Annotated in this window: 9 protein-coding genes and 3 pseudogenes; 4 read left to right on the top strand and 8 right to left on the bottom strand. The window is 63.5% G+C overall.

Annotated features, from left to right (window positions below; translation table 11 throughout):
- Positions 1 to 489: 489 nt before the first annotated feature.
- Complete coding sequence (locus IVA82_RS12105; protein ID WP_247493308.1) at positions 490 to 861, bottom strand: hypothetical protein; 372 nt, start codon at positions 859 to 861, stop codon at positions 490 to 492.
- A 239-nt stretch (positions 862 to 1,100) separates the two neighbouring features.
- Between IVA82_RS12105 and IVA82_RS12100 the strand changes: the two genes are divergently transcribed.
- The 3 genes and pseudogenes from IVA82_RS12100 to IVA82_RS12090 form a co-directional block, all read left to right on the top strand.
- Positions 1,101 to 2,666, top strand: a complete 1,566-nt coding sequence (locus IVA82_RS12100; protein ID WP_247383813.1) for a hypothetical protein — start codon at positions 1,101 to 1,103, stop codon at positions 2,664 to 2,666.
- 1,040 nt (positions 2,667 to 3,706) lie between these two features.
- Positions 3,707 to 4,156: pseudogene (locus tag IVA82_RS12095) on the top strand (site-specific integrase); the annotation flags it as partial.
- Positions 4,157 to 4,275: 119 nt separating this feature from the next.
- Positions 4,276 to 5,348, top strand: a pseudogene (locus IVA82_RS12090) (ComEC/Rec2 family competence protein); the annotation flags it as partial.
- A gap of 9 nt (positions 5,349 to 5,357) precedes the next feature.
- On the opposite strand, the gene IVA82_RS12085 reads toward IVA82_RS12090, so the two are convergent.
- From IVA82_RS12085 to IVA82_RS12060, 6 genes and pseudogenes are all read right to left on the bottom strand, one after another.
- The gene (locus IVA82_RS12085; RefSeq protein ID WP_247383812.1) at positions 5,358 to 6,299 is read right to left on the bottom strand and encodes a GAF domain-containing protein; all 942 of its coding nucleotides are present in this window, start codon (positions 6,297 to 6,299) and stop codon (positions 5,358 to 5,360) included.
- A 220-nt stretch (positions 6,300 to 6,519) separates the two neighbouring features.
- Entirely contained in the window at positions 6,520 to 6,954 is a 435-nt protein-coding gene (locus tag IVA82_RS12080) for a hypothetical protein (RefSeq protein ID WP_187435911.1), read from the bottom strand.
- Positions 6,955 to 7,520: 566 nt separating this feature from the next.
- Entirely contained in the window at positions 7,521 to 8,222 is a 702-nt protein-coding gene (lexA, locus tag IVA82_RS12075) for a transcriptional repressor LexA (RefSeq protein WP_247383811.1), read from the bottom strand.
- 175 nt (positions 8,223 to 8,397) lie between these two features.
- A complete protein-coding gene (gene glp, locus IVA82_RS12070; RefSeq protein WP_247383810.1) occupies positions 8,398 to 9,609 on the bottom strand; it encodes a gephyrin-like molybdotransferase Glp in 1,212 nt (403 codons plus the stop codon).
- Between the two features lie 563 nt (positions 9,610 to 10,172).
- Positions 10,173 to 10,797: pseudogene (locus IVA82_RS12065) on the bottom strand (HAD family phosphatase).
- 14 nt (positions 10,798 to 10,811) lie between these two features.
- Entirely contained in the window at positions 10,812 to 11,939 is a 1,128-nt protein-coding gene (locus IVA82_RS12060) for an alpha-hydroxy acid oxidase (RefSeq protein ID WP_247383809.1), read from the bottom strand.
- Between the two features lie 305 nt (positions 11,940 to 12,244).
- Between IVA82_RS12060 and IVA82_RS12055 the strand changes: the two genes are divergently transcribed.
- Positions 12,245 to 13,579, top strand: coding sequence for a S41 family peptidase (locus IVA82_RS12055; RefSeq protein ID WP_247383808.1), 1,335 nt, complete (start codon positions 12,245 to 12,247; stop codon positions 13,577 to 13,579).
- Positions 13,580 to 13,717: 138 nt separating this feature from the next.
- Here the strand turns inward: IVA82_RS12055 and IVA82_RS12050 are convergent, their stop codons facing one another.
- Positions 13,718 to 16,438, bottom strand: a complete 2,721-nt coding sequence (locus IVA82_RS12050; RefSeq protein ID WP_247383807.1) for an EAL domain-containing protein — start codon at positions 16,436 to 16,438, stop codon at positions 13,718 to 13,720.
- Positions 16,439 to 16,520 lie beyond the last annotated feature (82 nt).

Below are 16,520 nucleotides of genomic sequence, written 5' to 3'. Positions count from 1 at the left end.
TGCCCTGGGAATGGAAGCTCCTGCGCCGAGCCGACAAGCCCGCCGATCAGCAGGCTGCCTGACCTTCTCGCAACGCCATCATAGAGCTCGCCGTGCCCGCGCGCATGCGTCAATCAGGCGGTCTTCGTCGTATGCGTACGGCGACAGTTTGCTTCTTGGCCCGAAAGTGGGTCGCGGCCAACCACAGGACTCCGACGATGCAGAGGGCCGTCAAAGCGGCGCCCGCAACGCTTACCGCACCTCGCAATAGCAACTGCCCCAACGCGCGCACATGGTATCCGCATAGCCGGAAATACTTAATGAAAGCTGCGCGCGACGCGGCGCTGATAGCCTACGCCGCATCGCGAGGCATCCTAGCAGGTCAAGGTTCCGCGGAAGCGAGCGTGGGATGACCTAGTAGGTGCCCGGCCTATTGCGTGCTGAGCGATACGCCAAGAACAAATGCCTTCGCCGCCGTCGCGCGAGGAGTTTCAAGAGGCAGGCTTTGACTTAATTGCCGACTTCGAGAAGGTCGATCCTGAATCGTAACTCCTGCACTGCATGGAGATTCAGCGTCGCAAACGCTTTGATGGACGCCACGTTGTCGGCGGCCACGCGATATTGACGACGATCACGGCAGGCGGTGTGACGCAGCGCGTCTCGCACGTATGGCCTGAGGATCAACCCGGCAAGACGATTCAGCCGGCGCCGATGGATTGGTCCGCCTGACAGAGGCCAACCGAATGCTGCTAGCACAGCTGAGGCGGATCGATCGGCAGACCTCGGCGACAACAGCTGACTGAGCGGTGACGCGCGTAGCCGGCCGTCCGGCTCTTTGGTGAGATTGCTGCGACCATCGACCATCAGTTCGTCGGACTTCATCGCGCTGATCCAGCGTACCTCGCCGCCTCGCTGCGCACTTGTAAAGGCGTGGGTGTCCGCTTTTGACGGCCGAACGGAAACGTCACTTAGGGTAAAGCATTCCGGCTCGTGACCGAAACGGCTCACCCAACAAAATTGAAACTGTTCCGATGTTTTGACCAATTGTTAGAACGCTCTATCTTAACTAGGTTTACAACAAAACAACAATCTTGCTGCGTTCCAATATCCGGAGTAATCGCGTGAAGGCACCTGCTCTCCTGATCCCAGAGGTCGATCACGGTGCTCGCTCAGATCGATCGGTCGCGACCGCTGTGTTCGCCCTGCTCGTAATCACTTCACTTCTCCCCACGCTGCTTACTTCCATTCCGGCGATGGTCGATTACCTCAACCACCTCGCCCGCATGTATCTTCTGAGCCAAATGAGCAGCATCGATGCCAATCCATATTATGAGGCGACCTGGGCCTTCTATCCCAATCTGGCGATGGACTTGGTGGTCCCGCCCATGGCGCGGCTGATCGGCGCCGAGAACGCGACGCGGCTGTTTCTTCTTTTCGGCCAGTTATTGATCATCGGCGGTGCGGTTGCGCTCGAATGGGCCGTGAAGCGGCGCGTTCACCTCGCCGGGTTCGCGGCGCTCTTGTTCCTTTACTGCCTCCCGTTCACGTGGGGGTTCGTCAACTTCGAATGCGCTCTCGGCATCGCGCTCTGGGGCATTGCCGCTTATCTGTTGGCAGCCGAGCAACCAACTCCGGTACGTTTCATCGCCAACACAGCTTTTGTGGTAGTGCTGTTTACCGCGCATTTCTTTGCTTTGGGCATCTATGGCGCGACGCTCGGATTCTATGAGTCCTGGCGCGCCTTTGACCGGAAGCTACCATACCGCGACGCCGCCCTCCGGTTCGTCACGCTCGCCATACCTGCCGTGGTGCTGTTGGTTGTCATGCGACTGACCGCCGGCTCTGTCGGAAGCGAGGGCACATTTTGGTCTTTTGACTACAAGCTGCTGTGGCCATTTTTCATCATGAACGGCTACAGCATGGCTATCTCAGGGGCGAGCGCGATCGTGCTGATGGTTGCGTTATATGTCGCCGCCAGGTCCGGCGCGCTAAAGCTGCAGCCTGCAGGGATCTGGATCGCAACTGGCTTCGCGCTCCTTTATCTTGCGATTCCGCCAAGGCTATTTGGCACGGCGTTCGCGGATATTCGGGTTCTTCCTGCGGCCGCTTTGATCCTTCCTGCCTTCTGCTCGCTGTCACTGCCGAGCGGACGATGGACGATGGCTGCGCTCGCCATTGTCGGGGGCATCACGCTAACCAATCTGGCGGTCGTGCTTGTGGTCTGGCAGTCCTATGGCGCAGACTATTCAGCGCTGATTCAGTCCTTTCAGAAGATTGATCGAGGTTCGAAGATACTAGTTGGGACCAGCGGAGAGGGCGATGATCCCCCTTTCAAGGACCTCAGTCAGTATCCAATGTACTATGCGCCGACCCTAGCGGTGCATTACGCCAATGCTTTCGTACCGAACGTATTCACCGAGGCCGGCAAGCAGCCGATTCAGGCACGGACCGAGGTCCGCCGTCTCGCCATCCCCTACGGTGGGCCTGTGCCGATAGGACTGCTGAGTGCAATTGCCGGAGGCCGGACGATGGCTTCCGACGACGCCGCCTTCATCCGCACTTGGAATCGAGATTACGACTATCTCTATCTGATTGGCACCGGCGTGGCGAACCCGCTGCCAGACATGCTGAAGGAATTGGATAGGTCCGCGCGCTTCGTTCTCTATAAGATCCGCCGCACACCTTAGACGATGACCAAGCGTCATCAGCTGTCGCGCGGCGAATAACGCGAAGTCGCGAAGGATGTTGGGGTGAGGGGGCAACCGACGACGCCGTTTGCAAGCGCAGCTGTATGACGAACCCTGTCGTTTTTGACAGGTGCGCGCCGTCCCGAGACGTGGGCATGATCGCGAGTTAAGGCGAGGGCCGCGGCTATGAGACGTTACTTCTTCCCGATTCTCCACAACGGAGAGACACAGGCGGACGATGTGGGGGAGCTATTTGGCTCTGCTGAACTAGCTGTCAAATATGGCGCCCGTGTCGCTCGGGATATCGCTAGCGATCCTGATTACGACCGTGGTGCGGGCACGGTCGTGATTGTGGCTGAGGCCTCCGGTGCTGAGATCGCGCGGCTAGATGAGCGAGCCAATCGGGCAGGACAACCAGTCTTTGGTCTTTTGCCAAGCAGCGGCGCTTAGGAGCCGTGTTTTTACGGGACGCCAATTGTGAAGCAGCTCACACCTGCGCGCCGCGATGGCTGCTATAACGCAGCCGCTAGGGGATTTTAGGGGCCTAGCATCAGGGCGCCGTTGGGACATCGTATTTCGAGCCCAGCGGCGTAGCTTTTTTGACGACCCCCTTAGATCGGCTTGCCTGGCCAGTATTTCGATTTAGTCGAAATCCAGTTACTGGCTTCCGCTTCCATTGCGAAGTCCCCAATGTGGGAGACTGGGCCAACCCCGGTTTTGACGGCAACGAACCAGCGACCGTTCTTTGTTTGGGGTTCAAAATAAGGGAACCACTTTTGGCCCCGCGCGACTTTGTCGGTTGGTGAGTCGCCGGTCATTTCTTTTTCAGCCCGATTTCGACCAGCCGGCGGATTGCCTCTGGCCTTGTCGGAGCGTCGTCTTGCTTCGCGATCCAATCATCAACCGCAGCCAGATCGTCGGGCTGCAGGCGAACGCCAACTAGCGTGCCTTTGCCGGTTGCGGGCGGCCCTCGCTTTTTCCGTGTTATCACGGGTTGGCGCTTCATAGAATCCGTGTTGGCTGACGCGCTCGATGACGCGATGCGCCCCGATTATGGCCCGTTCTTCGATTTCGTCCGCGCCAGCGGGATGCGGCTAAAGGAGTGCGTGACGCTGCGCTGGTCTGAGGTCGATTTCGGCACCAGGCAAATTGTCCGGCTCGGCAAGGGCGGGCGGCGCGTGGTGTTTCCGATCACGCCGGCCGTTCGCGAGATCCTGTTCCCGCTGCAGGGGCAGAACCCCGAGTTTTGCTTCACCTACCTTGCGGTCTACGGCAACAAGCGGCTGGGCCGGGTTAGAGGACAGCGCTACCCTCTGACCTACACGGGAGCCAAGACCGCCTGGCAGCGCCTCCGCACGAACTCAGGCATTGCCCGGTTTCACGACTTCCGGCACGACTTCGGAACTAAGTTGCTGCGCGAGAGCGGTAACCTCAAGCTGGTGCAAAAGGCGCTCAATCATCGGGACATCAAGAGCACGCTCCGCTACGCGCATGTGCTGGACGAGGATGTAGCTGTTGCTGTCGAGCGACTCGCGGAGTCCCGGAAAAAATCCCGGAATAAGATCCAGAAGGTAGCATTTGATTTTCTGCAGAAATTAGGAATCCGCGTCCCACATTCCAAATGTCGTTTGCGGCAACGCTCGGGCTGGTGGCGCTGGTGCAGGTGGGCATGCCGAACCTGTTCGCATCGCCCGACCATTCGGCGACCGCGCGGATTGCGATGTGGGGCGGCCGCGAGATCGCGATGCTGTTCCTGGCCTCGCTGATTGCGGGGCTTGCGACCACGCCTTATGCCGCCTTCCACTTCCACCGCGTCACGCCGTTCGGCGTGCTCGCCAATCTCGGCGCGATGCCGGTGGTATCGGCGCTGGTGATGCCCGCGGGGCTGTTGGGCTTGCTGGCAGCGCCGTTCGGCTCGACGGCGTGTTCTGGTGGCTGATGGGAATCGGCATCGACTGGATGGTCGCGGTCTCGCGCTGGGTGGCGTCGCTGCCGGGCGCGGTCGGCCGCATCCCGGCTTTCGGCATCGCGCCGCTGGTCGCGGCAAGCCTCGGGACCATCCTGATGGGCCTGTTGCGCACGCCCCTGCGCTGGTCCGGCGCGCTGGTGCTGCAGGCTTCGATCGCCTGGGGACTCTCTGCCCGGCAGCCCGATGTCCTGATTGCCGGTGACGGCCAGAGCATTGCGGTGCGGAGCAGGGACGGGCAGATGCATCTGATCAGGACGAGCAAGGACGCCTTTCTGCTCAAGGAATGGCTCGCGGCGGATGCCGATCCTCGCAACGCCGGCAACGCCGCACTCAGCGATGGCGCGTCGTGCGACGATTTGGGCTGCGTGACGCCGCTTGCCGACGGACGCCTGGTTGCGCTAGCGCTGCGCGTCGACGCGCTGGCTGATGATTGCAGTCGCGCTGCGCTGGTGGTCACCGCTCGGCCTGCGCCGCCGGATTGCGCGGCGATGGTGGTCGATCGGCAACGCCTCACCGCACAGGGCGCGCTGGCGCTGACGCAGCGCGGCGACGGCTTTGCGGTTCAAGCGGTGAGGGCGCGAGGCACGAGCCGCCCATGGTCGCCGGCCGTCGCAGGCGAGGGTGATTTCGACACGAGCCTTGCGCCGAAGACGGCCGCGCCCCGCAGCAAGGACGCAACACCATCGGAGGCCGACTTGCAGGCCGAGGATTGAGCGGAACGGCTACAGATACCAGGCCAACAGGGCTTCGAGTCCAGCATTGCCGATGACCGGCAGCGCCACCATCCGGCTCAGCCCCGATACGCGAGCTTCCGAGGCCGCGATCGAGGCGTCATGCGAGAGATCGTCGTTGAGCGCGGGCATGCCGGTTGCCCAGGCTCCGCCGATGCTTCCTTCGCCTCTGACGATGGATTTCGTCGCATAGAGCGCGGCAAGGTCGGTCTGCGCACTGCAATCGCCGGCCCGAAAGACCAGCGCCGAACGGGCCGCGTCCGGCACCCAGATCTCGAAGCGCCGCGCAATCGGCGTGGCCTGCGCGGAAAGGAATGTCAGGACCCAGGTGTGGTCGGCGCCGGTCCGGTAGGGCACGCCGACGCCCAGGTTGATTCCGACCTTGGCGGCGTCCTCCCAGCGCAGGAAGCTTTTGGCGTCGTGCAGGTCCTTGATGATCAGCGGTGCGCCCGCTTTCCAGGTGCGTCCGGGCAGGCCGAAGCCGCGTGGAAATTTGGTGTGGCGCGAGTTGAACTCGAACATGTCCGCGGCGCCATAATAGCCGTCGACGAGCCCCATCTCGTGGGAGACGTCCGGATCGTTGTGCCAGAGCTCGATCGCGCCGACATGCGCCTCGTCGTCGCCGCAGAACAGCACCATGACGGCTTGCAAAAATTCGCCGGCAAACACCGGCACCGCCACGCCGCAGGTCAGCCCCGCCGCGATGGCCTGATCGGTCCGCTTGAAATACGAGTTGGCGAATTTGGTGAGGATCACGGGGTGGCCGCTGGACCAGGCCTTGCCTGGTAGGCCCTCGTCATATCCGAAGCGCAAGTTTTCGCTTACGGCCCTGAACGCGCACAGGCCTTCGCTGTAGAGGCCGCCGCCGAATTCCAGCCGCATGCGCGTCTGGTCAGGCACCCAGAGTTCAACGACGCGAATGAAGGTCTTCATCGAGCGTGCCCGCCGCCTCAAGCTGCATCAGCATCGGCCATTTGGCCACGGAGCGGGCGTTCAAAATTCAGGCAGGGCGGCCCAAACTTCGTGCGACGTGTACGGGCGGCAGGAGCCGCCCATCTGAATTCGAGGGCCGCAAAACACTCCATCTCGCCGGCCTCGGCCGGCGATGGCAATTTCAATCCTGGCCTCGACCTTGCGGCCGGGGACGGCAGTGTCAGCCGATCGGCAAGCGGGTGACGGTCGGCTGCCTGTCGGCGATGATCTGCGGCTTGTGCTCGCGTTCGCCGACCGGCTGGCTCACCGGCAGCTGCAGCACGGTTGCGCGCTGGCCTTCGACGAGTTGCGTGACCAACACGTATTTGCCGTCGGGAAATTCGATCGCGTCGTGGTGGCGATCGGGAATGTGCGAATCGATCTTGCCGAACTTTCCGACGCGCGAGTTGACGGTACGCGTCCAGATCCAGCGATTGTCGTAGCGGACGTTGTCGGCGAAGGCGAGCTCCGTTCCCGGCAGCAGGCAGACCGCGACGGAGAGATCGGCTTCGGAGGCGAAGCCGCGCGTCGAGGTGCCGCGGAAGGTTGTCGTGACGATCGTCTCGCCGACTTCGGCCGGGCGCGTCGCGACGGCATGCAGGCTGTAGTCACACATCGGGTGCTCCTCATTCGAAGATAGCAACCCGCGCCTCTTCTGAGGCGCAGGCCTCTATCAGAGTGGAAAGTACATAAGCATCTGCTCGGTTGTAGGCAAATCTGCGGCTCGCCGCCGCAGGCTGCGATCACATTATCTTTCCCGAATCCAGTAGGAACAAAGCCTGCGTCCGTGCATTTTGCGCGGACTCGAACGTCAGCGGCCCGCTGGTGCAGACCAGCCGGAATACGGCCAATTCGGCTGCGACGTTTGTTCGACCGCGCTGTGGGCATTGCGGAATTGCGTGCTCACCGCTGTCTCCTTGCGGGCATGATGATGCGACTGTGCGGCGACGGCTTGCGAAGCGGCGCCCCGATCAAAGCGGTCATGAGCATACTCAGAATGATCTTGCGCATGGTTGTCTCCTCGGTCTCACAAGGCCGCGAAGCGATGACTGCTTCGTGCGGCGTGCCGAGGATGTAGCGCTGGAGGGGTGGCCGGATCATCTGTGCAGAACCAGAGAGACCATCCAGCCGGAGCGGACAATCCGTCCGCTCCAATGGGTATCGCGTGACCGTCGGGTACGCTCAGTATTTCCGGTACAGCCCGATCAGCTTGCCCTGAATCTTGACCCGGTTCGGCGGCAGGATGCGCACCTCATAAGCCGCGTTGGCGGGCTCGAGCGCGATCGAGGCGCCACGGCGGCGGAAGCGCTTCAGCGTTGCTTCCTCCTCGTCGATCAGCGCGACGACGATGTCGCCGGTATCGGCAGTCTCGTTGCGCTGGATCAGCGCCATGTCGCCGTCGAGGATGCCAGCCTCGACCATCGAATCGCCGCGCACTTCGAGCGCGTAATGTTCGCCTGAACCGAGCATGTCGGGCGGTACGCTGATTGTGTGGCTGCGGGTCTGCAACGCCTCGATCGGCGTACCGGCCGCGATGCGGCCCATCACCGGCACGGCAACGGGGCGTTCACCGTCGTCCGTAGACGCGCTGGAGCTCGCGCGCACCTTGCCGAGATTGCCTTCGATGACGCTCGGCGTGAAACCGCGGCGGGTGCCGGCGGCGGCCTGGAGCTCGGGCAGCTTGATCACCTCGATGGCACGGGCGCGGTTGGGCAGACGCCGGATGAAACCGCGCTCCTCGAGCGCGGTGATCAGGCGATGGATACCCGACTTCGAGCGCAGATCGAGCGCGTCCTTCATCTCGTCGAAAGAGGGCGGCACGCCGCTTTCCTTCAAACGTTCGCTGATGAACCGCAGAAGCTCGTATTGTTTGCGCGTTAACATCTCGACCAAATCCCCCGGTTGATGTCGTTCGATTCCGAGACGGCGAATTCAGCGGCGAGCCGCTAGATGCTCGAAACAAATCATGAACGGACACTATATGTTCGATATGTGTTCCGCAACTGCTTAATTTACCGTGAACGCGACAAAGTTATGGAAACGCGTGCGGTCGGCGCGTTCAAGCCGGCAGCCGCAGCACTTCGCAAGGCATGCCCGCCTCGGCCTTCGGCGCGAACGGCGCGCGCACGAGAAGTGCCTGCGCCGCAGCCAGATTCGCAAGCAGCGAAGAATCCTGATGGTTGACGGGAAGGGCGACCAGCGCTCCGTCCTCCCGCACCTCCAGATGCGCGCGAAGATAATCCTCGCGCGCATCGTTGGAACCGACATCGCGGCCGAGCACGGCGCGCTCGCGGCGGTGATGAATCACTGAGCCGCCAGACAGCGCGCGAATCAGCGGAACCAGGAACAGGAACGCGCAAACGTAGGATGACACGGGATTGCCGGGCAGGCCGATCACGCGCATCGCGCCGAGCCGTCCGTGCATCATCGGCTTGCCCGGCCGCATCGCGATCTTCCAGAAAGCCATGGAGATGCCCTCGGCCTCCAGCGCCGGCTTGACCAGGTCGTGGTCGCCGACAGATGCGCCGCCCGTCGTGATCAGGATGTCTGCGCCGCTGTCGCGGGCGCGGCGGATGCCGGAGGTGGTGGCGTCCAGGGTATCCGCGGCAATTCCAAGGTCGATGGTTTCAGCGCCTTCGCTGCGCGCTAGCGCGTGCAGGGCGAAGCCGTTGGAATAAACGATCTGTCCGGGGCCGGGTGCGGTTCCCGGCATCACCAGCTCGTCGCCGGTCGCGAGAATCGCAATCTTCGGACGGCGGCGGACCGGAAGGGAGGGCTGATTCATGCCGGCGGCGAGCGCCAGATCTCGTTCGGTAAGGCGGGTGCCCGTCCGCAGCAACACGTCGCCCTCGCGAAAATCGACGCCGGCGGGGCGGATGTGACGCCCCACGATTGCGGCTTCCTTGATCGTGATGCGCTTGCCATCCGCGCCCGTATCCTCCTGGATCACGACGGCATCAGCGCCATCGGGAACGACGCCGCCGGTGAAGATTCGCACCGCTTCGCCTGCCCCGACCGTTCCCGCAAACGGGCGGCCCGCGGCGACCTCGCCGATCAGGTGGAGTTCTGCATCGATCTTTGCCGCATCGGCTGTCCGCACGGCATATCCGTCCATCGCCGACATCGCCTGCGGCGGCTGCGTACGCCGCGCCGCGACGTCGCGCGCGAGCACGCGATGGAAGGCATCGGCGAGAGGGATCACCTCTTCGGCCAGAGGCTCTGTCCCCGCCAGCACCGCTGCGAGCGCGTCAGAAACCGGCATCAAGACCACGGGGAAAACTCCTGCAGGGCACGGTCGGACGAAGAACGGCGAAGTTCTAGCCGAGCGCGAGCGCAGAGGCAAAACGACGGCGAGGCAGGATGAATCATCGTGCCTGACTTTGCCCGGTAAGAGTAGCCGTCAGGTCCGGCGCGGCATGATCCAGACGACGAGAACGACGGGGACCAGCGTGGCCATGGCAAGGACGAGAACGACCAGAGCCACGGCCAGCATCGATCAACTCCCTGTAGGCCCGTTGGAACGGACGTCAGGAGCTTGGAGACCCTGATCCTTGTCGGGCAGCGGATCCGCCTGAGACTTCAGATCGGCGGCCTTACTGATCAGCTTGGCCGAGAGCTCCGAGTCCGAGGTGGTTCTGGCGAATTCAAGAAGGAGAGAGGCCTGCTTGGTAAGGTAGGTCTTGCCCAACACGATGATGTGTCCGTCCGTAGAAATACCGACGGACTCAATAGTCCGGAGGCGGGGCTTCCGTTCCCGGAACTCCGTATAAAATTGCGCAAAATGATTTGGTTCCTCATTTGGGACAATTTGGTTCCGGGGAACCGGGTTCCCGATCAGATCCCCAAGGCCCTGAGCGCCTCTCCGACGTCGCCGGGCGGACATGACGTGTACCGCGGTCAATCCGCGTGCCCGCGCTCCCTCGACGTTTTCGGCGAGATCATCGAAGAACACAATGCGCTTTGCCGGCACGCCGATCGCAGCCACGACATGGTCGAAGGCTTCGGCATCGGGTTTGCGCAGGCCGATGCTGGACGACAGGTAGACCTCGCGGAAATGGCCGAGCAGATCGGCATATTCCTTCGAGAAGTAGTCGACATGCGGACGGTTGGTGTTGGAGAAGGCGTAGAGCGGCATCTGCGTGGCCGCGCGCGGCAACAGCTCTGCGATATCGGGCATCTCTCCTGCGAAGATCGCGTTCCAGCCCTCCAGGAACTGTGCGTCCGAAATGCCGATTCCGAGCGAAGCGCGCAGCGAGGCGAAATACTCCGCATCGCTGATCCTGCCGACCTCGTGCAACCGGTAGGCCTCGTCACGCACATAGCGCGCGACGATGGCCTCCGGCTGGCAGCCGGCATGTCCAGCCCAGCAGGCGATCGCCTTGGAGAAATCGATGTCGAGCACGACGCGCCCGAGGTCGAACAGAAGCGCATCCGCGCTGCCGGGAGAGAGTGGGGTCATTGCATCCTTTCGGGTCAGTAGCGATACGGCTCGACGTCGAACAGCGGGAACGCGCCGAACACGCTCGGTGCATTGGTGGCGGCCGCCGGGTGCAGGCAGGACTTGTTGATCTCGGCGAACGAGGTGGCCCCCAACAGGCCGAGGCAGCGTAGCACCTCATCCTCCAGCAGCTCCAGCATCCGCGTCACGCCGGCTTCACCGGCTGCTGCAAGTGCCCAGCATTGCAGCCGGCCGATGCCGACGAGGTCGGCGCCCGCCGCGATCGCCTTGACAATGTCGGTGCCACGACAGAAGCCGCCGTCGACCATGATCCTGGCGCGGCCCTTCACGGCCTCGACGATTTCGGGCAGCACATGCATGGCGCCGCGGCCGTGATCGAGCTGGCGGCCGCCATGGTTGGAGACATAGATCCACTCGACGCCATGATCGACCGCGATCTGCGCGTCCTCGGCGGTCGCGATGCCCTTGAGGATCAGCGGAATCCTGAACTTGTCCTTGATCATCTTCACGGTCCGCCACTCCAGACCCTTCTGGAAGTCGCCGCCGGTGGCGCGCAGCCGGCTCTCGCGAACGTAACGCTTGGCGATGTCGCGTTCACGACGGCTGTAATGGGCGGTGTCGACGGTCAGGCAGAAGCCGGCGTAGCTGTGCTTCACGGCGCGGCTGACGACATCCGCGACGAAATCGTCGTCGCCGCGGACATAGAGCTGGAACAAGCGCAGCGCATCAGGCGCGGCTTCGGCGGTGTTCTCGAGGCCGGGCTCGGAGACCGAGCTCAGCATGTGCGCCGCGCCAAAGGCGCCGGCGCCGCGTGCCACGCTGGCGGCGCCTTGGGGATCGAAGATTTCGAGCGCGCCGACAGGGGCCAGCACCACCGGAAGGCGCAGCTTGCGGCCGAACTGCTCGACGGAGCCGTCGACGTTGCGGACGTCGCGCAGCACGCGCGGCCGGAAGGCGATCTCGTCCAGCGCCATGCGGTTGCGGCGCATCGTGGTTTCGGTCTCGGCGGCCCCGACGATATAGTCCCAGGCGTTCTGGTTGAGGTTGGAGCGCGCCTTTCGAATGAGTTCGTGCAGGTTCTGGAACAGCTCATTGCTGGCGCCGAGTTCGACGTTCCGTTGCGGCCGGATCCCTTCGTTCATTGTTGTCCTCCCGAGAATTTGAAGCCTTATGCCATCGCCTATCCCGTCCGGGGCTCCAAAACTATCCTAAAATCGCATGGCTGTGAGGCGTGGGCCGGCCGGCCAATTCCGGCGTGCAAGAGGCGGTCCTCGAACGTTGCCAAAAGTTTAGGTCGGGGCGAAGGGATTTTTGCGGCGTACCCGCCGGGCGGGCTCGCCGGCCTTGAAGAAACCGGAATGGTATTGTGAGAAACGGGCTGGATCGCCATTTGCATGGCGGCTCCCAAGCTCCAACAGAACCGCTAAGCAAAAAGGCCAGTCCACCCATGCGGAAAACCCTGCTGTTCCCACTGGGCGCGCTCACCGGCGCGTGTCTGACCCTCCTCGTATCCGGTCCGCATGGCGGACTCTGGGCGGCACGGGCGGCAGTGAGCGCGAACGACGCCTATTCACAGCTCAATTTGTTCGGTGAAGTGTTCGAGCGCGTGAAAGCGACCTATGTCGAGAAGCCCGACAATTCCAAGCTGATCGAAGGCGCGATTACGGGCATGGTGACCTCTCTCGATCCGCATTCGCGCTACATGAACGACAAGGCCTGGACCGAGATGCAGGAGACCACCTCCGGCGAATTCGGCGGGCTCGGCATCGAAGTCACCATGGAGGAGGGCCTGGTCAAGGTCGTTTCGCCGATCGACGACACGCCGGCGTCCAAGGCCGGCATCATGTCCGGCGACCTGATCAGCAAGATCGACGGCGACGCCGTGCAGGGCATGACGCTCGAGCAGGCCGTCAACAAGATGAAGGGGCCGGTCGATACCAAGACCAAGCTCACCATCGTGCGCAAGGGCGCCGATGCCCCGCTCGACATCGCGATCACGCGCGAGATCATCCATGTGCGCCCGGTGCGCTTTCACGTCGAGAACGGCGACATCGGCTATATCCGCGTCACCTCGTTCAACGAGCAGACCACCGACGGTCTGAAGAAGGCGATCGCGGCGATCGCCAAGGAGGTCCCGCCGGAGAAGCTCGCGGGCTACGTGATGGATCTGCGCAACAATCCGGGCGGACTGCTCGACCAGGCGGTGTCGGTGTCGAGTGCGTTCCTGCAGCGTGGCGAGGTCGTGTCGACGCGCGGCCGCAATCCGGAAGAGACGCAGCGCTTCACCGCGCATGGCGGCGATCTCGCCAAGGGCAAGCCGCTGATCGTGCTGGTCAACGGCGGCTCGGCCTCGGCCTCCGAAATCGTGGCCGGCGCGCTGCACGACCACAAGCGTGCGACGCTGATCGGCACGCGCTCGTTCGGCAAGGGCTCGGTGCAGACGATTATTCCGCTCGGCGCGGGCAGTGGCGCGCTGGCGCTGACCACGGCGCGTTACTACACGCCGTCGGGCCGCTCGATCCAGGCCCAGGGCATCGCCCCCGACATCGAGATCCTCCAGGACGTACCGGCGGAGCTGAAAGGCCGCGTCGACACCATGGGCGAAGCCTCGATGCGCGGTCATCTCTCGGCTCCCGACGGCAGCGAGCAGACGGGCTCGCAGTCCTACGTCCCGCCGGAAGAAAAGGACGACAAGGCCCTGCATGCGGCCTACGACTTCCTGCACGGCGTCACCGTGAATGCCGCGGCCGCAAAGCCGGCGCCGAAGGCGCTGCCGAACTAGCCCACTCCTGAAACGTCGCCCGAGGGTGGAAGGCCACCCTCGGGCCCAAGGCTCACCCGCCGCCCCCCGCCGGGGCTTCTTATTGTCTGCATGGTTGACCGCGCCCATCAGAACCGCGATTTTTGCGCCGGAAAGTAGCTAGCCTGCCTCGCGGCGGCGGAGCTCGGTGTCGCCGCGCTTGGCAAGTTGGCTGCGATGGGTCGCGAACAGCTCCAGCACCTTGTCGGCTGGCTTGGCCGCGCTGAACAGATAGCCCTGCATCTCCGAGCAGCCGAGCGCGCGCAACAGGCGCTGCTGCTCCTCGGTCTCGACGCCTTCGGCCGTGGTGGTCATGCGGCGGGCGCTGGCGAGGTTGACCACGGCCTGCACGATGCTGGCGGAGCCGTCGGGGCCGGCGATGTCGTTGACGAAGCAGCGGTCGATCTTGATCTTGTCGAATGGGAAGCGGTGCAGATAGCTCAGCGACGAGTAGCCGGTGCCGAAATCGTCGAGCGCGATGCGCACGCCGATCGCGCGGAGCTGATGCAGGATCGCCAGCGCGGTATCGTCGTCGCGGATCAGGACCGCCTCGGTGATCTCAAGCTCGAGCCGGCTTGCCGGAAAATTGGAGGCGGCGAGCGCCGCCACGATCTTCAGCGCCAGCGTGCCGCTCTTGAACTGCACCGGCGAGATGTTGACGGCGAGGCGGATGTCGTCGGGCCAGTTCGCGGCATCCCGGCAGGCGGTGGCCAGTACCCATTCGCCGATCTCGTTGATCAGGCCCGTGTCTTCCGCGATCGGGATGAACTCGGCCGGCGAAACCGTCCCGCGCTCGGGATGGCGCCAGCGTACCAGTGCCTCGCAGCCGGTGATGCGATCGTCCTTCAGGCTGAGGCAGGGCTGATAGTAGACTTCGAGGCCGCCATGGGCGATGGCGTAGCGCAGGTCGGTCTCAAGCTGCCGCCGCTCGCGGACCTTGGCGTCCATCTCCGGTTCGAAGAAGCGATAGGTGCGCCGTCCGGCGGACTTGGCGGCGTACATCGCCATGTCAGCGTTCTTCAGGATCTGGTCCAGCGCCGTCCCGTGTCGCGGCGCCAGCGCGATGCCGATGCTGGCGTCGGTGGTGAGATGATGGCCCATGCAGTCGAACGGGGTGCGGATGGCTTCGAAGACCCGCGCGACCAGGTCGGTGACCTGATCGGCAGACGTCACCGGGCTCTGCACGATGGCGAACTCGTCGCCGCCGAGCCGCGCCACGAAATCCGTCGGACCGGCACAGCGGTTGAGGCTCGACGCAATTGACTTCAGGAGCTCGTCGCCGACGAGATGCCCCAAGGCGTCATTGACGCCCTTGAATTCGTCGATGTCGATACAGTGCACCGCGAGCTCCTCGCCGTGGACGGTGCCCGCCAGCGCCCCGCGCAGATGCTCGTGGAACATGGTGCGGTTGGGCAGGTCGGTGAGCGCGTCGTAATGGGCGAGGTGGGCGATGCGCTCCTCGGTGCGCCGCCGCTCGGTGATGTCCTCGTGCGTCGCCACCCAGCCGCCGTCGGCGAGCGGTTCGTTGGCGATCTGGATGGAGCGGCCGTCGGCGGTATCGACCACCATGGAATTGCGCACATGGACGTCGCGCAGCACGCGCGCGACATACTGGTCGACGTTGCCGGTGAAGGAGCCCGTCGCCTTGCGATGCGCGATGATGTCGTGGAAGCTGCAACCAGGCTTCACGATTTCGGCCGACAGGCTGTACATCTCGACGTAGCGCTGGTTGCATACGACGAGCCGCCGCGAGGCGTCGAACAGCAGCAGGCCCTGCGTCATATTGTTGACGGCGCGGTCGAGGCGCTGCTTCTCCAGCGTCAGCCGTTTCCGGGAGGCGCGGTGTTGTTCGAGCAGCTTGCGCACGATCGCGATCAGCACGCCGGCGATGGCGAGCGCGGATGCGCCGGCGACCGAGATCAAAATGCCGATCTGCTCGCGCCAGTCGGTCAGCGCGGCCGCGCGCGTCGTGGTGGCCATCATCAGGATCGGGAAGTGGGGCAGGGCCCGCGCAGAAATCAGTCGGTCGTCGCCGTCGACCGGACTGATGAAGCGTCCGGCGAAGTGATCGAGCCCGAAGACCCTCTGCTGCGCGAACCCTCCGGTCTTGAAGTTCCGCCCCATCAATTCATCCGTGTGGGGATAGCGGGCGAGAAGCGTACCGTCCCGATGCAGCATCGAGATCGTGGCGCCTTCGCCGAGCACGGCGGACTCGAAGAATTTCTCGAAATTGGCCGGCTCGATGCCGCGCCCGACGACGCCCAGGAACTCGCCGTTCGGTCCGACGATCTTGCGGACGATGAGGATGGTCCAGGCGCCGGAGATGCGGCTGTGCAGCGGCTCGATCAGGACATCGGGTGAATGGGGATCGTATCGGAAGGTGCGGAAATAGGCGCGATCGGCAACGTTGACCTTGGGTGCCGGCCATGCCGTCGACGAATTGATCAAATTGCCGTCGGCATCGATGATGTTGACACCGCCAATGTAGGGCAACGCCTCGATCTTCGAGCGCAGCATCCGGTGAACGTCCTGGCCGGAGAGACCCTTGCGATAGTCCATCGCGCTCGCAATGCCGGTCGCGCGCACGTAGTCGAAGAAGTCCCTTTGGATGACGGCGAAATCCTGCAATTGCTGATCGAAATGATGGGCGAGCAGCAACACGGTGTTATCGAGCTCGCGGCCCGAATTGCGTAGCGCACGCTCGCGGAAATTCTGCGCCATCAGCGTCGCGCCGACGGCGATCGCCGCGATCAGGAATATCCCGCCCACGACCAGCCAGCGGATTGGTCCGCTGCGCACGAGCGCGGCCTGGTCGAAAAGGCGACTGCAGAATTTCGTCATTGGTTTCGATCGCTGTCGTGCACACGCCAGGGTCAATTCTTGGCCCGGAAACATCCGTTGGTTTACGGGAACGGTATGGAGG

Origin of the sequence: Bradyrhizobium sp. 142 (genome assembly GCF_023074015.1) — a bacterium.
Lineage (GTDB): Bacteria > Pseudomonadota > Alphaproteobacteria > Rhizobiales > Xanthobacteraceae > Bradyrhizobium.
The sequence above is the reverse complement of the archived record's forward strand: the minus strand, read 5'-3'. Positions and strand labels throughout refer to the sequence as shown.